General features: G+C 60.9%; 16 protein-coding genes and 1 other RNA gene. 15 read left to right on the top strand and 2 right to left on the bottom strand.

From position 1 onward, the window contains the following. Nucleotides 1-34: 34 nt before the first annotated feature. Nucleotides 35-397: a YraN family protein gene (locus BK662_RS11755; RefSeq protein ID WP_007904371.1), complete on the bottom strand. Its 363-nt coding sequence runs from the start codon at nt 395-397 to the stop codon at nt 35-37. Continuing rightward, the gene (locus BK662_RS11760) at nt 397-2,208 is read right to left on the bottom strand and encodes a penicillin-binding protein activator (RefSeq protein WP_123358198.1); all 1,812 of its coding nucleotides are present in this window, start codon (nt 2,206-2,208) and stop codon (nt 397-399) included. The genes BK662_RS11755 and BK662_RS11760 overlap by 1 nt, the downstream gene beginning before the upstream one ends. 177 nt (nt 2,209-2,385) lie before the next feature. Between BK662_RS11760 and rsmI the strand changes: the two genes are divergently transcribed. The 15 genes from rsmI to BK662_RS11835 all read left to right on the top strand — a co-directional run bounded on the left by rsmI (nt 2,386) and on the right by BK662_RS11835 (nt 18,322). Further along, nucleotides 2,386-3,291 (top strand): 16S rRNA (cytidine(1402)-2'-O)-methyltransferase, encoded by a 906-nt coding sequence (gene rsmI / locus BK662_RS11765; protein ID WP_185047113.1) that lies wholly within the window; start codon nt 2,386-2,388, stop codon nt 3,289-3,291. 73 nt (nt 3,292-3,364) lie between these two features. Continuing rightward, nucleotides 3,365-3,718, top strand: an RNA gene (gene rnpB / locus BK662_RS11770) — RNase P RNA component class A. A 355-nt stretch (nt 3,719-4,073) separates the two neighbouring features. Further along, nucleotides 4,074-4,529: a division/cell wall cluster transcriptional repressor MraZ gene (gene mraZ, locus BK662_RS11775; RefSeq protein WP_003205355.1), complete on the top strand. Its 456-nt coding sequence runs from the start codon at nt 4,074-4,076 to the stop codon at nt 4,527-4,529. Then, nucleotides 4,526-5,473: a 16S rRNA (cytosine(1402)-N(4))-methyltransferase RsmH gene (gene rsmH, locus BK662_RS11780; RefSeq protein ID WP_052966291.1), complete on the top strand. Its 948-nt coding sequence runs from the start codon at nt 4,526-4,528 to the stop codon at nt 5,471-5,473. Before mraZ ends, rsmH begins: the two co-directional genes overlap by 4 nt. Further along, complete coding sequence (gene ftsL / locus BK662_RS11785; RefSeq protein ID WP_030129814.1) at nt 5,470-5,763, top strand: cell division protein FtsL; 294 nt, start codon at nt 5,470-5,472, stop codon at nt 5,761-5,763. The genes rsmH and ftsL overlap by 4 nt, the downstream gene beginning before the upstream one ends. Then, nucleotides 5,763-7,502 (top strand): peptidoglycan D,D-transpeptidase FtsI family protein, encoded by a 1,740-nt coding sequence (locus tag BK662_RS11790; RefSeq protein ID WP_185047115.1) that lies wholly within the window; start codon nt 5,763-5,765, stop codon nt 7,500-7,502. Before ftsL ends, BK662_RS11790 begins: the two co-directional genes overlap by 1 nt. Next, nucleotides 7,502-8,965, top strand: a complete 1,464-nt coding sequence (locus BK662_RS11795; RefSeq protein ID WP_123358200.1) for a UDP-N-acetylmuramoyl-L-alanyl-D-glutamate--2,6-diaminopimelate ligase — start codon at nt 7,502-7,504, stop codon at nt 8,963-8,965. The genes BK662_RS11790 and BK662_RS11795 overlap by 1 nt, the downstream gene beginning before the upstream one ends. After that, the gene (locus tag BK662_RS11800) at nt 8,958-10,325 is read left to right on the top strand and encodes a UDP-N-acetylmuramoyl-tripeptide--D-alanyl-D-alanine ligase (protein ID WP_123358201.1); all 1,368 of its coding nucleotides are present in this window, start codon (nt 8,958-8,960) and stop codon (nt 10,323-10,325) included. The genes BK662_RS11795 and BK662_RS11800 overlap by 8 nt, the downstream gene beginning before the upstream one ends. Next, complete coding sequence (gene mraY / locus BK662_RS11805) at nt 10,325-11,407, top strand: phospho-N-acetylmuramoyl-pentapeptide-transferase (RefSeq protein WP_007904350.1); 1,083 nt, start codon at nt 10,325-10,327, stop codon at nt 11,405-11,407. Before BK662_RS11800 ends, mraY begins: the two co-directional genes overlap by 1 nt. Nucleotides 11,408-11,412: 5 nt before the next feature. Next, a complete protein-coding gene (murD, locus tag BK662_RS11810; protein WP_123358202.1) occupies nt 11,413-12,759 on the top strand; it encodes a UDP-N-acetylmuramoyl-L-alanine--D-glutamate ligase in 1,347 nt (448 codons plus the stop codon). Beyond that, nucleotides 12,756-13,973, top strand: coding sequence for a putative lipid II flippase FtsW (ftsW, locus tag BK662_RS11815; protein ID WP_123358203.1), 1,218 nt, complete (start codon nt 12,756-12,758; stop codon nt 13,971-13,973). Before murD ends, ftsW begins: the two co-directional genes overlap by 4 nt. Next, nucleotides 13,963-15,033: an undecaprenyldiphospho-muramoylpentapeptide beta-N-acetylglucosaminyltransferase gene (murG, locus tag BK662_RS11820; protein ID WP_052966285.1), complete on the top strand. Its 1,071-nt coding sequence runs from the start codon at nt 13,963-13,965 to the stop codon at nt 15,031-15,033. Before ftsW ends, murG begins: the two co-directional genes overlap by 11 nt. Then, complete coding sequence (murC, locus tag BK662_RS11825) at nt 15,026-16,486, top strand: UDP-N-acetylmuramate--L-alanine ligase (protein ID WP_123358204.1); 1,461 nt, start codon at nt 15,026-15,028, stop codon at nt 16,484-16,486. The genes murG and murC overlap by 8 nt, the downstream gene beginning before the upstream one ends. Next, nucleotides 16,483-17,451 (top strand): D-alanine--D-alanine ligase, encoded by a 969-nt coding sequence (locus BK662_RS11830; RefSeq protein WP_123358205.1) that lies wholly within the window; start codon nt 16,483-16,485, stop codon nt 17,449-17,451. Before murC ends, BK662_RS11830 begins: the two co-directional genes overlap by 4 nt. Nucleotides 17,452-17,455: 4 nt before the next feature. Next, complete coding sequence (locus BK662_RS11835; RefSeq protein ID WP_123358206.1) at nt 17,456-18,322, top strand: cell division protein FtsQ/DivIB; 867 nt, start codon at nt 17,456-17,458, stop codon at nt 18,320-18,322. The last annotated feature ends 15 nt before the right edge of the window (nt 18,323-18,337 follow it).

Genomic DNA, 18,337 nt, shown 5'->3' on the forward strand with positions numbered 1-18,337 from the left:
TTGGGTGAAGGTGTCCGGTTAGAGGTGCAAGCGATCAGCTGTCGAAGGCATTCTGCAACCAGTTCAACTGATCAAGGTTGCTGTCGATGGCAACCACGTCGAAGCGGCAAGGGGAATTGGCCCAACGCGACTCGCGCTGAAGAAAATACTGCGCGGCAAAAATCAGTTTCTGCCGTTTGCGCCCATCAATGCTATCGAGCGCGCCACCCCATTGGGTGTTTTTTCTATAGCGGACTTCGACGAATACTACTGTATCGCCATCAAGCATGACCAGATCAAGCTCGCCGCGTTTACACAACCAGTTCTGCGCCAGCAGGCGCAGACCTTGTTGTTGAAGATGCTCGAGCGCATGACGCTCGGCATCTTTACCGCTTTGCTGGCGTGACCTGTCAGGCATCAGCGCGAGGTGTCCGGCAGGCGTTGAACCTGACCGTTGGCGAACTCTGCCCATGGCAACTGACGCTCGACACGTTGATTCTGAGTCATGCCCAGGCTACCCGATTGACCCTGGATGCGGCTGTCCGGCAAGGCCTTGAGTTGGCCCAGACGCGGTGCCAGACGATAGGCGTCAACGCCCATCGCATACAGACGGCCCAGGCTGCCGCCGGCTTGTGGCCATTGTGCAGTGACTTGTTTGCGCAGCGGGTCGTTGGCATCCAGCAGCCATGGGGTTTCGCAGAAGCGAATACCGTTCATGTCGTTGTACTGGTTCTGGTCGCCGCTGGCGCTGAATACGTGGGAGGTGGCGTAAACCGGCACGTCACCCGCGTACTGGAAGTTCAGGGTTGGTTTGATCTGTTGAGCCTGTTGCGGCGTCGCGGCCAGGAAGATGAACTCGATGTCCTGGCGACGCGAAGGTTGGGCGGCAACCTGCGAGCCAACGGTGCTTTGCAGGCTCTTGGCGCGGCCTTCGCTCTGGCGCAACTGGAACATGTCGGCAATCTGCTGGGCCAGTTGCACCGGCTGGTCGACGCGTTCGGTAGCGACGATGCTGCCACCGTTGGCTTGCCAATCCTGGCTGAACGCCCTGAGTACGCGATCACCCCATTCGCCTTTCGGCACCATGATGGCGGCGCGGTGCAGGCCGTCGGCGCGCGCACGACGGGACACTTCGCGGGCTTCGTCTTCAGCGGCAAGGCCGAACTGGAACAGTTGGGCCGGACCTTGTTCGCCTTCGCTGTAGTTCAGCGCCAGGGTAGTGATCGGCAGTTGCGGGCGCGCGCTGAGCTGTTTGACCAGTGGCTTCTCCAGCGGGCCGACCACCAGTTGCACGCCATCGGCCTGGGCCTTGCGATAGAACTCGTCGAGGGAGGTCAGGCGCGAGCTGTCATAGAACTCGATGGCTGGCGGCTTCTGTCCGGCTTGTTGCGCCTGGTAGTGAGCGGCCATGAAGCCTTCGCGCAGTGCTTTGCCAACCGAACCCAGCGGGCCGTCTTGCGGCAGCAGCAGGGCGATCTTGCTCAGGGGCTGGCTGGCCAGCTCCTTGAGTTTGGTCAGTGGCAGCGGCAGCTGGATGGCGGCCGGGTGCTTTGGATTCTGTTCGCGCCAGTTATCGATCGCGGCTTGCTGCTGTTCCAGGGTGCCGGCCGTTTTCACTGCCAGCGCCAGACGTATCCAGCCGCCGAGGTCATCGTCGGTGGTCGGCTGCAATTGATCGGTCGGCAGCGAAGCGATCAGGGTCCAGATCGCTTCGTGGTTTTTGCTGGCGGCTTCACCTTCAAGCATGGGGGCGATGAAGATGCGTTCCCGTGCGGCGGCCAGGGTCTGGCCGTCGGCCTCAAGGGCGCGGGCATGAACGGTGCCGGTGCGAACCTGTTGTTCGACGGGCAGTTCGCTCAGGCGTTGCAGGCTTGGATGGCTCAGGGCAGTCAGCGCCGCTTTGGGCTGATTGCGGGTCATGGCCAGTTCAGCCGCCAGGGTGTTGGCGAAGACTTGTTGGCCAGGCTTGAGTTGTTCCACCGGCACCTGTTGCAGGATTTGCGCGGACTGGCCGGCATTGCCCTGACGATAAGCCAGGTCTGCTGCGCTCAAGCGCAACAGGGCGGCTTTTTCCGCATCTTTGCTTTGAGTGGCCTGTTCGAGCAGTTGCTCGATACTGGCGTCCGGGGTCCGTGGAAGTTCGCCAAGGCTGGAAGAGGGCGAGCTGGCGCAAGCCGCCAGCAAGGCAGCGAGGCAGAGGGCAGTGAGCAGCCGCAGGCAAGCGATCATGTAAGTGTTCCTGATACTCGATCAAATTAGCGTGGAATTGTACCCAAGCACTGGCCGGGGCGCGATGTTACTGGCGTGAATCGATCAATTTAGCTCGTGCAAATGTTGCAGTACTGCACAAAAGGCTGGAAACCCCGGGGAGGGTAAGGCGTATCGCAAGCGCCGCTACGCGCTACAATGGCGCCTTTTACCGATCTTGAGGTGTGCGCTTTGACTGCTCCAGGTGCTTTGAATTCCGCTGCTGGCTCGCTTTATGTGGTGGCGACGCCCATCGGCAACCTGGACGATATCAGTGCGCGTGCGCTGAAAATACTGCGCGAGGTCGCCCTGATTGCGGCCGAAGATACTCGCCATTCCCAGCGATTGATGCAGCATTTCGGCATTCCCACGCCGCTGGCGGCCTGCCATGAACACAACGAGCGGGAGGAGGGTAACCGCTTTATCACACGTCTGCTGGCGGGCGACGATGTGGCGTTGATTTCCGACGCCGGGACGCCGCTGATTTCCGATCCGGGTTATCACCTGGTGCGTCAGGCCCGTGCCGCGGGAATCAATGTGGTGCCGGTTCCGGGGGCGTGTGCATTGATCGCGGCGCTTTCGGCGGCGGGGCTGCCGTCCGACCGTTTCATCTTCGAAGGGTTTTTGCCGGCCAAGGCCGTCGGCCGACGTGCTCGTCTGGAACTCGTTAAGGAAGAGCCGCGCACGCTGATTTTCTATGAAGCACCGCATCGGATCCTTGAATGCCTGCAAGACATGGAGCTGGTATTCGGGGCCGAGCGTCCGGCGTTGCTGGCGCGGGAACTGACCAAAACCTTCGAAACCCTTAAAGGCTTGCCGTTGGCCGAGTTGCGCGAGTTCGTCGAATCGGACAGCAATCAACAGCGCGGTGAGTGCGTCGTGCTGGTGGCGGGCTGGACTGCCCCTGAGACCGAAGACGCTGTCAGCAGTGAAGCCATGCGTATTCTCAATCTGCTGCTCGAAGAGATGCCGCTCAAGCGTGCGGCGGCATTGGCGGCGCAAATTACCGGCGAACGCAAGAATGTGCTCTATCAGGTCGCGCTGGATAAACAGAAGGGCGAGTAAACCGACATGCAGCGCCGGCCAGAGGCTTTTAGCGCTTGTTCTTCGGCCGCTCTGCCGTTAATCTTCGCGGCGGAGAGTCGATCGGACAGTCGCTGCCCTCTATGAAAATTAGGGGGGGGAGGAAAGTCCGGGCTCCATAGGGCGAAGTGCCAGGTAATGCCTGGGAGGCGTGAGCCTACGGAAAGTGCCACAGAAAATAACCGCCTAAGCGCTTCGGCGCCGGTAAGGGTGAAAAGGTGCGGTAAGAGCGCACCGCACGTCTGGCAACAGTTCGTGGCTAGGTAAACCCCACTTGGAGCAAGACCAAATAGGGTCCCAAGGCGTGGCCCGCGCTGGGACCGGGTAGGTTGCTAAAGATGTCCAGTGATGGCCATCGTAGACGAATGACTGTTCAAGACAGAACCCGGCTTACAGATCGACTCTCCACCTTTTTTTTCCTCTCTGCCGAGTCATTGGCAGCGATGTGTGTAATGGCAATTTCCCTCCCTGCTGAATCAATAGCAGAAGCGCTTTTGTAATACCGAAAAAATCTTACTCTTAACAAACTACTTTAACTTCTGAACGCAGCCTTCTGTGCTGATTCAAGTTATTGAGCGAATTCATCCGTCAGATTCTCGTTAACCCTCCTTTTACGCTCCTAAATCTCCGTTCTGTAAGGCTTTTCCTTTAATCCGCGCCTTGACGGTGTGGTGGGCGCATTCCTATAGTGTGCGCAAGTGGCGGAAAGTGGCATGAAGTGGGTTTTTTGAGCGTAAAACGCTAATATTTGGAGAAGCGCTGACGTGTTTCGCGGAGCTAACGCTATCAGTCTCGATGCAAAGGGCCGTCTCGCTATGCCGAGCCGGTACCGTGACGAGCTGGTTTCGCGTAGTTCCGGTCAATTAATCGTCACCATCGATGCCGTTGATCCGTGTTTGTGTGTTTATCCCCTCGATGAGTGGGAAATTATTGAAACCAAACTGCGTGCACTGCCTTCGCTTCGCGAAGAGAACCGCCGCCTGCAACGTTTACTGATTGGTAATGCCGTCGACCTCGAGCTCGATGGCAGTGGTCGTTTTCTGGTTCCGCCGCGTCTTCGCGAATATGCCAAGTTGGATAAGCGCGCAATGTTGGTCGGCCAACTGAACAAGTTCCAATTGTGGGACGAGGATGCCTGGAATGCGGTTTCTGCCGCTGACCTGGCTGCTATTCAACAACCGGGCGCTATGCCTGATGAACTGCGTGATTTGATCCTGTGACTATTGATAGCGGCTTTAACCACATCACCGTACTGCTTGACGAAGCCGTCGAGGCTCTCGCCGTACGTCCTGATGGCTGCTATCTGGACGGTACGTTCGGACGTGGCGGACACAGTCGGTTGATCCTCAGCCAGCTCGGGCCTGATGGCCGGTTGCTCGGATTCGACAAGGATCCTCAAGCGATTGCCACCGGGCAAACGCTAGCGGCCGAAGACGGCCGCTTTGTCGTTGTGCAGCGCAGCTTTGCCGAGCTCGGTTCGGAAGTCGCCGAACGTGGTCTGGCCGGCAAGGTCAGCGGCGTTCTGCTCGACCTCGGCGTGTCTTCGCCACAGCTCGACGACCCTGAACGCGGTTTCAGTTTCCTCAACGACGGCCCGTTGGACATGCGCATGGACCCGTCCCGCGGGATCAGCGCCGCCGAGTTCGTCAACACCGCGCCGGTGGAAGAAATCGCCCGGGTGTTCAAGCAATACGGCGAAGAGCGTTTCTCCGGTCGCATGGCGCGTGCCGTGGCCGAACGTCGCGATATCAAACCGTTCGAGCGCACTGGCGATCTGGCTGAAGTGCTGAAAGTCGCCAACCCGGCATGGGAAAAGGGCAAGAATCCGGCCACCCGTGCATTCCAGGGCCTGCGTATTCACGTCAACAACGAACTGGGCGATCTGGAAGCCGGCCTCGAAGCCGCGCTGGAATGCCTGGAAGTGGGCGGCCGTCTGGTCGTCATCAGCTTCCACTCGCTGGAAGACCGCATCGTCAAACTGTTCATGCGCAAACTGGTGAAAGGCGAAGCCGACAACCTGCCGCGCAACCTGCCGGTCCGTCACGTCGCTTTCGAACCGAAAATCAAAATCCATGGCAAAGCGCAATCCGCCTCCGAGGCCGAACTCAAAGCCAACCCACGTTCCCGTAGCGCCATCATGCGTGTCGCGGAGAAGTTGCGGTGAGCAAGCTTTTCGCCAAGCCACTTCCCGGCGGAAGCTTTTTCATGCTGCTGCTGTTTGTCGGCGTGCTCGTGTCGGCCATCGGCGTGTCCTATAGCGCGCACTGGAACCGTCAGCTGTTGAATTCGCTGTACAACGAATTGAGCGTGCGCGACAAGGCGCAGGCGGAGTGGGGCCGGTTGATTCTCGAACAGAGCACCTGGACTGCCCACAGCCGTATCGAAGTCCTGGCCACCGAACAACTGAAGATGCGCATTCCCGGCGCCGCTGAAGTGCAGATGGTGGCGCCATGATGAAACTCGAAGGCGCGCTCTTCCCATGGCGGTTCCGTCTGGTGCTGGGTTTGCTTGGCATCATGGTGGCGGCGATTTCCTGGCGCATCATCGATTTGCAGGTGGTCGACCGTGCCTTCCTTAAAGGTCAGGGCGATGCGCGCAGCGTTCGTCATATTCCAATTCCGGCTCACCGTGGTCTGATCACCGACCGTAACGGCGAGCCTTTGGCCGTGAGTACGCCGGTCACCACCCTGTGGGCCAACGCCAAGGAAATGCAAACGGCCAAAGAGAAGTGGCCGGCACTGGCGGCTGCCCTGGGGCAGGACCCGAAAGCCCTGGCCGAACGTCTCGAAGCCCAGGCCAACAAAGAATTCATTTATCTGGTGCGCGGGCTGACCCCCGAGCAAGGCCAGGCTGTGCTCGACCTGAAAGTGCCGGGCGTTTATGGCATCGAAGAGTTCCGGCGTTTCTACCCGGCCGGTGAAGTCACCGCCCACATGGTCGGCTTTACCGACATCGATGACCACGGACGCGAAGGCGTCGAGTTGGCCTACGACGAATGGCTGGCCGGCGTCCCCGGCAAGCGACAGGTGATCAAGGACCGGCGTGGCCGGCTGATCAAAGATGTCCAGGTCACCAAAAACGCCAAGGCCGGCAAGCCCTTGGCGTTGTCCATTGACCTGCGTCTGCAATACCTGGCCAACCGCGAGCTGCGTAACGCGATCATCGAGAACGGCGCGAAAGCCGGCAGCCTGGTGATCATGGACGTGAAGACCGGCGAGATCCTGGCCATGGTCAACCAGCCGACCTACAACCCGAACAACCGTCGCAACCTGCAACCGGCGATGATGCGTAACCGCGCGATGATCGACGTGTTCGAGCCGGGTTCGACCATGAAGGCGATCTCCATGAGCGCCGCGATTGAAACCGGGCGCTGGAAGCCGACCGATACCGTCGAGGTGTATCCAGGCACCTTGCAGATTGGTAAGTACACCATCAAGGACGTATCCAAGAGTGAAGGCCCGGTGCTCGACCTGACCGGCATTCTGATCAACTCCAGTAACGTCGGCATGAGTAAGGTCGCGTTCGATATCGGCGGCGAAACGATTTTCCGCCTGGCGCAAAAAGTCGGCCTTGGCCAGGACACCGGCCTCGGCTTCCCGGGTGAGCGCGTCGGCAACCTGCCGAACTACCGCGAATGGCGCAAGGCTGAAACTGCGACGCTGTCCTACGGCTACGGTATTTCCGTGACCGCGATCCAGTTGGTCCACGCCTTCTCGGCCCTGGCCAACAATGGTCGCCTCGCGCCGCTGACCCTGATCAAAACCGACAAGGCGCCGCAAACCACTCAGGTATTGCCGGAAGCCGTCGCGAAGACCATGCAAACCATGCTGCAACAAGTGATCGAAGCCCCGCGCGGTGTATTCCGTGCGCAGGTGCCGGCGTATCACGTGGGCGGCAAGTCGGGTACTGCACGTAAAACATCGGTCGGCACCAAGGGCTACGCCGAGAATTCCTACCGCTCGCTGTTCGCCGGCTTCGGCCCGATGAGCGATCCGCGTTACGCAATCGTGGTGGTAATCGATGAACCGACCAAGGCCGGTTACTTCGGTGGTCTGGTATCGGCGCCGGTGTTCAGCAAAGTGATGTCCGGGACCCTGCGCCTGATGAACGTCACCCCGGACAACCTGCCTGCCACTCAACAAGCGAACGCCGCACCGGTCGTTCCGCTGAAAGCTAATGGAGGGCGCGGCTGATGTCGCTGAGCCTGAACAAGATTTTCGCCCACGCCGGCCGCGATCTGTTGATCCGCGAATTGGCGCTGGACAGCCGCAACGTGCGGGCAGGCGATTTGTTTCTCGCGGTCCCGGGTGGCAAGTTCGACGGGCGTGCGCACATCGCCGACGCCTTGCAACGCGGCGCTGCTGCCGTGGCTTATGAAGTCGAAGGCGCGACCGTGCTGCCGATTACCGACGTGCCATTGATTCCGGTCAAGGGCCTGGCGGCGCAGCTGTCGGACATCGCCGGGCGTTTTTACGGTGACCCGAGCCGTCATTTGAATCTGATCGGCGTGACCGGCACCAACGGTAAAACCAGCGTGACCCAATTGGTCGCTCAGGCGCTCGACCTGCTCGGTCAGCACTGCGGCATCGTCGGCACCCTGGGCTCCGGTTTCTACGGCGCACTGGAAAGCGGTCTGCACACCACGCCGAACCCGATTGCAGTGCAAGCGACCCTCGCTGACCTGAAAAAAGCCGGCGCCAAGGCCGTGGCCATGGAAGTCTCTTCCCACGGTCTGGATCAGGGCCGCGTGACTGCGTTGGCGTTCGATGTGGCAGTGATGACCAACCTGTCGCGTGATCATCTGGATTACCACGGCACCATGCAGGCCTATGGCGAAACCAAGGCCAAGTTGTTTGCCTGGAATGATCTGAAGTGCCGGGTGGTCAACCTGGACGACGATTTCGGTCGGCAACTGGCTGCCGATAAAGGCGAGTCGCGACTGATCACTTACAGCCTGGAAGATTCCAGTGCCTACCTCTATTGCCGCGAAGCGCAGTTCGACGACGAAGGCGTGCGCGCCACGCTGGTCACGCCGCAAGGCGAGCACCATTTGCGCAGCACCTTGCTCGGTCGTTTCAATTTGAGCAACGTGTTGGCTGCGGTCGGCGCCTTGCTCGGGCTGGACTACGCGCTGGACGAAATCCTCAAAGTGCTGCCGAAACTCGAAGGCCCGGCCGGTCGCATGCAGCGCCTGGGCGGTGGTACTCAGCCGTTGGTGGTGGTCGATTACGCCCACACACCGGATGCGCTGGAAAAAGTCTTGATGGCCCTGCGTCCTCACGCCAAAGGCCGGTTGCTGTGCCTGTTCGGTTGCGGCGGTGATCGCGATCGCGGCAAGCGTCCGCTGATGGCGGAAGTGGTCGAGCGTCTGGCCGATGGCGTGTTGGTCACCGATGACAATCCGCGCACCGAAGACCCAACCGTGATTTTCGACGACATCCGCGCCGGTTTCAGCGCTGTGGATAAAGTGACCTTCGTCGCCGGCCGTGGCCAGGCGATTGCCCAATTGATCGCCAGCGCTTCGGCGGATGATGTGGTTGTCCTGGCCGGTAAAGGTCACGAGGACTATCAGGAAATCAACGGCGAGCGCCACGCTTTCTCCGATCTGGTCGAGGCCGATCATGCCCTGACCGCGTGGGAGGTGGCCCATGCTTAAAGCCTTGAAACTGAGCGAACTGACCGGCGCATTGAATGGCCGTCTGATTGCGAGCGACGCCAGCTTCGACGGCGTCAGCATCGACAGCCGCGCGATCAAGCCCGGCCAACTGTTTATTGCTCTGGCCGGCCCGCGTTTCGATGGCCATGACTACCTCAATGACGTCGCCGCCAAAGGCGCCGTGGGGGCCTTGGTCGAGCGCGAAGTTGCCGACAGCGCGCTGTCGCAACTGCTGGTCAAGGACACCCGCCAGGCCCTTGGCCAATTGGGCGCGATGAACCGTGCGGCATTCACTCAGCCGGTCGTGGCCATCACCGGTTCCAGCGGCAAGACCACGGTCAAGGAAATGCTCGCGAGCATCCTGCGCACGCGCGGTCCTGTGTTGGCGACCCGTGGCAACCTGAACAATGACCTGGGCGCTCCGCTGACCCTGCTCGAACTGGCACCGGAACACACCGCTGCCGTGATCGAACTCGGGGCTTCGCGGCTCGGCGAGATTGCCTACACCGTCGGCATGACCAAGCCGCACGTGGCTGTCATCAACAACGCCGGGACCGCTCACGTCGGCGAGTTCGGCGGGCCGGAAAAAATCGTTGAAGCCAAGGGTGAGATTCTTGAAGGGCTGGATGCCGATGGCGTCGCCGTGCTGAATCTCGACGACAAGGCTTTTGACATCTGGAAAACCCGAGCCGCCGGTCGCAAAGTGCTGACGTTTGCCCTGAGCAACATCAGCGCCGACTTCTACGCCAGCGATCTGGACCGCGATGCCCGCGGTTGCCCGGCGTTCAACCTGCACAGCCCTGAAGGTGTGGAACGGGTTCAACTGAACCTGCTCGGCATCCATAACGTCGCCAATGCCATGGCCGCCGCCGCTGCAGCCCATGCCTTGGGCGTGTCGCTGTTCGGCATCGCCACCGGTCTCGGCGCGGTGCAACCGGTCAAGGGGCGCACCGTTGCGCAACTGGCAACTAACGGTATGCGCGTGATCGATGACACGTACAACGCAAACCCCACCTCCATGTGCGCCGCCGTTGATATACTCGCCGGCTTTTCCGGTCGCACCGTTTTGGTGCTCGGGGATATCGGCGAGTTGGGCGATTGGGCGGAGCAGGGGCACCGCGATGTGGGCGAGTACGCCCGCGGCAAGGTTTCCGCGCTTTACGCCGTCGGGCCAATGATGGTTCACGCCGTGAACGCTTTCGGCGAGCAGGCCTTTCACTTCAGCACACAGGCTGAGCTGATCAAGGCCCTGGAAGCCGAGCAGGACACAAACACCACCATTTTGATCAAGGGCTCGCGCAGCGCCGCGATGGAAAACATCGTCGCCGCTTTGTGCGGGACCCGTCTGGAGAAACATTAATGCTGCTGCTGCTAGCGGAGTATCTGCAACAGTTCTACAAAGGCTTCGCGGTCTTTCAGTACCTGACCCTGCGCGGGATTCTCGGTGTGCTGACTGCGCTGGTCTTGTCGCTGTGCTATGGCCCGTGGATGATCCGTACTTTGCAGAACCGTCAGATCGGTCAATCCGTTCGCAACGACGGCCCGCAATCGCACCTGTCCAAGTCGGGCACCCCGACCATGGGCGGCGCGCTGATTCTTTCGTCCATCGGTGTCAGCACCTTGCTCTGGGCCGACCTGGCCAACCGTTACGTTTGGGTGGTGTTGTTGGTGACCCTGCTGTTCGGTGCCATCGGCTGGGTCGACGATTACCGCAAAGTCATCGAGAAAAATTCCCGCGGCCTTCCGAGCCGCTGGAAGTATTTCTGGCAGTCGGTGTTCGGCCTGGGCGCGGCGATCTTCCTTTATATGACTGCCGCGACGCCGGTAGAAACCACACTGATCCTGCCGATGCTCAAGGATTACAGCATTCCGCTGGGCGCAGGCTTCATCGTCCTGACTTATTTCGTGATTGTCGGCTCGAGCAACGCGGTCAACCTGACCGACGGCCTCGACGGTCTGGCGATCATGCCTACCGTGATGGTCGGCGGCGGCTTGGGGATCTTCTGCTACCTGTCGGGTAACGTGAAATTCGCTGAATACCTGCTGATTCCTTACGTTCCGGGCGCGGGTGAGTTGATCGTGTTCTGCGGCGCGTTGATCGGCGCGGGCCTGGGTTTCCTCTGGTTCAACACCTATCCGGCCCAAGTATTCATGGGCGACGTCGGCGCACTGGCGCTGGGCGCGGCCCTGGGCACCATCGCGGTGATCGTCCGTCAGGAAATCGTCCTGTTCATCATGGGCGGCGTGTTCGTGATGGAGACCCTGTCGGTTGTCATCCAGGTTGCCTCCTTTAAGTTGACCGGTCGTCGTGTGTTCCGCATGGCTCCGATACACCACCACTTTGAACTCAAGGGCTGGCCCGAGCCGCGTGTGATCGTCCGTTTCTGGATCATCACCGTGATTCTGGTACTGGTCGGCCTTGCCACCCTGAAGCTGAGGTAGAACGAGTGTCTCTGATCGCTTCTGACCACTTCCGCATCGTTGTCGGCCTCGGCAAGAGCGGCATGTCCCTGGTTCGCTTCCTGGCGAATCGGGGCGTGTCGTTTGCTGTCGCCGATACGCGGGAAAATCCACCGGAACTGGCCACGCTCAAGCGTGACTATCCGCACGTGGAAGTGCGTTGTGGCGAGCTGGACGTCGAATTCCTGTGCCGTGCCGACGAGCTCTACGTGAGCCCCGGCCTGGCGCTGGCGACCCCGGCCCTGCAGGCTGCCGCCGCCCGTGGCGTGAAGTTGTCCGGCGACATCGAGCTGTTCGCGCGTAACGCGAAGGCGCCGATTGTCGCCATCAGCGGTTCCAACGCCAAAAGCACCGTCACCACCCTGGTCGGCGAAATGGCGGCTGCAGCCGGCAAGCGTGTTGCCGTCGGCGGCAACCTCGGTACGCCGGCGCTGGATTTGCTCAGCGACGACGTCGAGTTGTACGTGATGGAGTTGTCGAGCTTCCAGCTCGAAACCACCGATCAACTCAACGCCGAAGTGGCGACCGTGCTCAACATCAGCGAAGACCACATGGACCGCTACAGCGGTCTGCCGGCCTATCACCTGGCCAAGCACCGGATCTTCCGGGGCGCCAGGCAGTTTGTGGTTAACCGGCAGGACGCCCTGAGCCGTCCGCTGATGGGCGAAGGCCAGCCGTGCTGGACCTTCGGTCTGAACAAACCCGACTTCAAGGCCTTTGGTATCCGGGAAGAGAATGGCGAGAAATACCTGGCCTTCGAATTCCAGAACCTGATGCCGGTACGCGAATTGAAGATTCGTGGCGCGCATAACCAGTCCAACGCCCTGGCGGCCTTGGCGCTGGGCCACGCCGTGGGGCTGCCGTTCGATGCCATGCTTTCAAGTCTGCGCACCTTCGCCGGCCTCGAGCATCGCTGCCAATGGGTTCGCGACCTGAACGGCGTGAGCTACTACAACGATTCCAAAGCCACCAACGTCGGTGCCGCACTGGCCGCCATCGAAGGTCTGGGTGCAGACATCGACGGCAAACTCGTGCTGATCGCCGGTGGCGATGGCAAGGGTGCCGAGTTCAAGGATCTGCGTGATCCGGTTACGGCCAACTGCCGTGCCGTGGTGCTGATCGGCCGGGATTCCGAGTTGATCGCCCAGGCCATCGGCGATGGCGTACCGCTGATTCGCGTCAATTCGCTGGACGAAGCCGTCGCGCAATGCCGCGCCATCGCCGAACCGGGCGACGCGGTGCTGCTGTCGCCGGCCTGCGCCAGTTTCGACATGTTCAAGAACTACGAAGATCGCGGTCACCAGTTCGTCCGCGCCGTGGAGGACTTGGCATGAGCTTCCTGAATATCATCAAGCCGTACCCGTCGCCGATCATCACCGGGCGCGGCATCGACCTCGACTTCCCGATGCTCGCCGGTTGCCTGGCGCTGCTGGGCCTGGGGCTGGTGATGATTGCATCGGCATCGACCGAAGTGGCGGCGGTGCAGTCGGGCAGTGCCCTGTATTACATGATTCGCCACCTTATCTACGTGGTGCTGGGCCTGGGTGCCTGCATCGTCACCATGATGATTCCGATCGCTACCTGGCAACGCCTGGGCTGGCTGATGCTGATTGGTGCGTTCGGTTTGCTGGTGATGGTGATCGTCCCCGGGATCGGCCGTGAAGTGAACGGTTCGATGCGCTGGATCGGCTTCAGTTTCTTCAACGTTCAACCTTCCGAGATCGCCAAGGTGTTCGTGGTGATCTACCTCGCCGGTTATCTGGTGCGTCGCCAGAAAGAAGTGCGTGAAAGCTGGATGGGCTTCTTCAAGCCGTTCATCGTTCTGCTGCCGATGGCGGGTCTGTTGCTGATGGAACCGGACTTCGGCGCCACCGTCGTGATGATGGGGGCTGCTGCGGCGATGCTGTTCCTCGGCGGCGTCGGGCTGTTCCGTTTCTCCTTGATGGTTGTCCTGGCTGTTGGTGCGGTGGTGTTGTTGATTCAAATGCAGCCGTATCGAATGGCGCGCCTGACCAACTTTGCGGACCCGTGGGCCGACCAGTTCGGTGCTGGCTATCAGTTGTCTCAAGCCTTGATCGCTTTCGGTCGCGGCGAATGGCTGGGCGTTGGCCTGGGCAACAGCGTGCAAAAACAGTTCTACCTGCCGGAAGCCCATACCGACTTCGTGTTCTCGGTCCTGGCCGAAGAGCTGGGTGCCGTGGGTTCTTTGTGTACGGTAGCGCTGTTCGTCTTTGTCTGTATTCGTGGCATGTACATCGGTTATTGGGCCGAGAAGGCCAAGCAATTTTTCGCCGCCTACATCGCGTACGGCTTGTCGTTCCTGTGGATTGGTCAGTTCCTGATCAACATCGGGGTGAACGTCGGCCTGCTGCCAACCAAGGGTCTGACCCTGCCATTCCTCAGTTATGGCGGCAGTTCGTTGGTGATCTGCTGTGCCTGTCTTGGCTTGTTGCTGCGCATCGAGTGGGAGAGTCGAACCCATTTGGGCAGTGAAGAGATGGAGTTCCATGAGAGCGACTTCGCCGAGGAGCCGAACCATGGGCGCTAACGTATTGATCATGGCTGGCGGCACCGGGGGCCACGTGTTCCCGGCACTGGCCTGCGCTCGGGAGTTCCAGGCCCGCGGTTATACCGTGCACTGGCTGGGCACGCCGCGCGGGATCGAAAACGATCTGGTGCCGGCGGCCGGTCTTGAATTGCATCGGATCAACGCCAGCGGTTTGCGCGGCAAGGGCAAATTGTCCCTGCTCAAGGCACCGTTCATGTTGCTCAAGTCGATCTGGCAGGCGCGGGCGATCATTCGTCAGCTGCGGCCAGTCTGCGTGGTCGGTTTCGGTGGTTACGTGACTGGCCCCGGCGGCGTTGCAGCCAAATTGGCTGGCGTGCCAGTGATCGTTCATGAGCAGAACGCTGTGGCGGGTACCGCCAATCGGTTGCTGGTGCCGTTGGCCGCCCGAGTCTGTGAAGCGTTCCCCGACACCTTTACCCTGTCGAACAGCCGTCGCACCACCGGTAACCCGGTGCGCACCGAGCTGTTCCTCGAAACACCGCGACCTGCCCTGGCCGGTCGCAAGGCGCGTTTGCTGATCCTGGGCGGAAGCCTGGGCGCAGAGCCGTTGAACAAGTTGCTGCCTGAAGCCCTGTCGCAAGTCGCCCCCGACCTGCGCCCGGACGTGTTTCATCAGGCTGGCAAAAACCACGATGAAGTAACTGCAGAGCGCTATCGCGCAGCTGGCGTCGAGGCGCAAGTGCAGCCCTTCATCAAAGACATGGCCCAAGCCTATGGCTGGGCCGACCTGGTGGTGTGCCGCGCAGGCGCGCTGACCATCAGTGAACTGGCGGCTGCCGGTCTGCCCTCGATGCTGGTGCCTTTGCCCCACGCGATCGACGATCACCAGACCCGCAACGCCGATTATTTGGCCCGTGAAGGCGCTGCCTTCCTGATGCCGCAAAGAACGACTGGCGCAGCGGATCTTGCCGCTCGCCTGACAGAGGTCTTGATGCAACCGCAACGACTCAACGACATGGCCACCGCGGCACGCCGCCTGGCCAAACCCGATGCCACCCGTAACGTGGTCGATACCTGCCTGGAGGTGGCCCATGGTTGAGAACAAGAAAGCCATGCCGCACCCGGAAATGCGCCGCATCCGTCGCATCCACTTCGTCGGTATCGGCGGCGTGGGCATGTGCGGCATTGCTGAAGTGTTGCTGAACCTGGGCTATGAAGTGTCCGGTTCCGACCTGAAAGCATCGCCGGTGACCGAGCGCCTGGAATCCTTCGGTGCCCACATCTATATCGGCCACCGTGCCGAGAACACCGCGAACGCCGATGTGCTGGTCACCTCCAGTGCCGTGAACACTTCCAACCCGGAAGTCGCCACGGCCCTGGAGCGCCGGATTCCGGTGGTGCCGCGTGCCGAGATGCTGGCCGAACTGATGCGCTACCGCCACGGCATCGCCGTCGCCGGTACCCACGGCAAAACCACCACCACCAGCCTGATCGCTTCGGTGTTCGCCGCCGGTGGCCTGGACCCGACATTTGTAATCGGTGGTCGTCTGAATGCCGCGGGCACCAATGCCCAGCTCGGCACCAGCCGTTACCTGATCGCCGAAGCCGACGAAAGCGATGCCAGCTTCCTGCACTTGCAGCCGCTGGTGGCCGTGGTCACCAACATCGACGCCGACCACATGGCGACCTACGACGGCGACTTCAACAAACTGAAGAAAACCTTCGTCGAGTTCCTGCACAACCTGCCGTTCTATGGCTTGGCGGTGGTGTGCCTGGACGATCCGGTGGTGCGTGAAATCCTGCCGCTGGTAAAGCGTCCGACGGTCACTTATGGCTTTGGCGACGATGCCGACGTGCGTGCCATCAATGTGCGTCAGCAGGGCATGCAGACTTTCTTTACCGTGCTGCGCCCTGATCGCGAGCCACTGGATGTCTCGGTGAATATGCCGGGCAACCACAACGTGCTGAACGCGCTGGCGACCATTTGCATCGCCACCGACGAAGGCGTCAGCGATGAAGCCATTGTCCAGGGCCTGTCCGGGTTCCAGGGTGTCGGTCGTCGCTTCCAGGTGTACGGCGAACTGCCGGTTGAAGGCGGCAACGTGATGCTGGTGGACGACTACGGTCACCACCCGACCGAAGTCGCGGCCGTGATCAAAGCCGTGCGCGGTGGCTGGCCGGAGCGCCGTCTGGTGATGGTTTACCAGCCGCACCGTTACAGCCGCACCCGCGATTTGTACGACGATTTCGTCAATGTGCTGGCCGACGCCAACGTCTTGCTGCTGATGGAAGTCTATCCGGCCGGTGAAGAGCCGATCCCGGGCGCCGACAGCCGCAAGCTGTGCAACAGCATTCGCCAGCGCGGTCAGCTCGACCCGATCTACATCGAGCGCGGCATCGACCTCGCGCCAATCGTCAAGCCGCTGCTGCGTGCCGGCGACATTCTGTTGTGCCAGGGCGCCGGTGATATCGGCGGTCTCGCACCGAAACTATTGAACAGTCCGTTGTTCGCTGGCGCGGTTGCCGCGCCAAGCGTGGGGAAGTTGAAATGACTGCTGCTTACGCCAACCTCGTCTCCACTATCGCGCCGAAAGACTTCGGCCGCGTCGCCGTGCTGTTCGGCGGCAAGAGTGCCGAGCGTGAGGTCTCCCTGAAGTCGGGTAACGCGGTGCTCGAAGCACTGCAAAGCGCCGGTGTGGACGCCTTCGGTCTTGATGTGGACGATGATCTGCTGCAGCGTCTGCTGAACGAAAAAATCGATCGCGCCTTCATCATCCTCCACGGTCGTGGCGGTGAAGACGGCAGCATGCAGGGCCTGCTCGAATGCGCAGGGATTCCGTACACCGGCAGCGGCATTCTGGCCTCGGCACTGGCCATGGACAAACTGCGCACCAAGCAGGTCTGGCACAGCCTCGGTATTCCGACGCCACGCCATGCGGTACTGAGCTGCGAGGCCGATTGTATTTCGGCGGCCACGGAACTGGGCTTCCCTTTGATCGTCAAACCGGCCCATGAAGGTTCCAGTATCGGGATGGCCAAAGTGACTTGCGCGTCTGAATTGATCGACGCGTGGAAAGCGGCCAGTACCTACGATTCGCAAGTGTTGGTCGAGCAATGGATTCAAGGTCCGGAGTTCACCATCGCCACCCTGCGTGACCAGGTGTTGCCACCAATTGCCTTGGGCACGACACACAGTTTCTACGACTACGACGCCAAGTACGTGGCTTCCGATACTCAGTACCGGATCCCGTGTGGCCTGGACAGCAACAAAGAAAAAGAACTCATGGACCTCACGGCCAAAGCCTGTGAGGCGCTGGGTATCGCCGGTTGGGGCAGGGCAGACGTGATGCAGGACGCCGAGGGGCAGTTCTGGTTCCTGGAAGTCAATACCGCACCGGGCATGACCGATCACAGTCTGGTGCCGATGGCGGCCCGTGCCGCTGGCCTGGATTTCCAGCAACTGGTTCTGGCGATTTTGGCCGCAAGCATTGCCGGCAACAACGAGCCGCGAGGTTAAGACCATGCAAGGCGCTCAGCTACGTCATCAGCCCTCCGCACCCGGCCGCAAGCCGGTGCCGCGGGGTGCCAGCCGAATGGTTGCCAAAGAGCCGATGTCCGCGCGCCTGCCGAAAGCCAACTTTGGTTTTCTGAGAAGCCTGTTCTGGCCCGTGCTGCTGGTTGCGTTGGGGTTCGGCACTTATGAAGGCGCACAGCGTTTGCTGCCGTACGCCGACCGGCCGATCACCAAGATCGCGGTGCAGGGCGACTTGAGTTACATCAGCCAGCAAGCGGTGCAGCAGCGGATCGCCCCCTACGTGGCGTCGAGCTTCTTCACCATCGACCTGGAGAGCATGCGTACCGAGCTTGAAACGATGCCATGGATTGCCCACGCCGAAGTGCGCAGGGTATGGCCGGATCAAGTAGTGATTCGCCTGGAAGAACAACTGCCGGTGGCCCGTTGGGGCGATGAGTCGCTGTTGAACAACCAGGGACAGGCGTTCACCCCGCGCGAGCTGGCGAACTACGAACACTTGCCACAGCTGTTCGGCCCACAACGGGCCCAGCAGCAAGTGATGCAGCAATACCAGGTGCTGAGCCAGATGCTCAGGCCATTGGGCTTCTCGATTGCACGCCTGGAGTTGCGTGAACGAGGCAGCTGGTTCCTGACCACCGGCGCCGGCAGCGCAGGTCCGGGAATCGAACTGCTGCTGGGACGCGGCAACCTGGTGGAAAAGATGCGCCGCTTCATTGCCATCTATGACAAGACGCTCAAAGAGCAGATTACGAACATTGCGCGCATCGATCTGCGCTACGCCAACGGCCTTGCTGTTGGCTGGCGGGAACCTGTAGCGCCCACGACAGCCCAACCCGCTGTCGCGAAGAATTAAGAAGAGGCAGGACCC

This window comes from Pseudomonas frederiksbergensis (assembly GCF_003732275.1).
GTDB lineage: Bacteria > Pseudomonadota > Gammaproteobacteria > Pseudomonadales > Pseudomonadaceae > Aquipseudomonas > Aquipseudomonas frederiksbergensis_H.

Coding starts and splice junctions, on each gene's coding strand:
- BK662_RS11755 (WP_007904371.1), bottom strand. CDS start 397: ATGCCTGACAGGTCACGCCAGCAAAGCGGTAAAGATGCCGAGCGTCAT.
- BK662_RS11760 (WP_123358198.1), bottom strand. CDS start 2,208: ATGATCGCTTGCCTGCGGCTGCTCACTGCCCTCTGCCTCGCTGCCTTG.
- rsmI (WP_185047113.1), top strand. CDS start 2,386: ATGGCGCCTTTTACCGATCTTGAGGTGTGCGCTTTGACTGCTCCAGGT.
- BK662_RS11790 (WP_185047115.1), top strand. CDS start 5,763: ATGAAACTCGAAGGCGCGCTCTTCCCATGGCGGTTCCGTCTGGTGCTG.
- BK662_RS11795 (WP_123358200.1), top strand. CDS start 7,502: ATGTCGCTGAGCCTGAACAAGATTTTCGCCCACGCCGGCCGCGATCTG.
- BK662_RS11800 (WP_123358201.1), top strand. CDS start 8,958: ATGCTTAAAGCCTTGAAACTGAGCGAACTGACCGGCGCATTGAATGGC.
- mraY (WP_007904350.1), top strand. CDS start 10,325: ATGCTGCTGCTGCTAGCGGAGTATCTGCAACAGTTCTACAAAGGCTTC.
- ftsW (WP_123358203.1), top strand. CDS start 12,756: ATGAGCTTCCTGAATATCATCAAGCCGTACCCGTCGCCGATCATCACC.
- murG (WP_052966285.1), top strand. CDS start 13,963: ATGGGCGCTAACGTATTGATCATGGCTGGCGGCACCGGGGGCCACGTG.
- murC (WP_123358204.1), top strand. CDS start 15,026: ATGGTTGAGAACAAGAAAGCCATGCCGCACCCGGAAATGCGCCGCATC.
- BK662_RS11830 (WP_123358205.1), top strand. CDS start 16,483: ATGACTGCTGCTTACGCCAACCTCGTCTCCACTATCGCGCCGAAAGAC.
- BK662_RS11835 (WP_123358206.1), top strand. CDS start 17,456: ATGCAAGGCGCTCAGCTACGTCATCAGCCCTCCGCACCCGGCCGCAAG.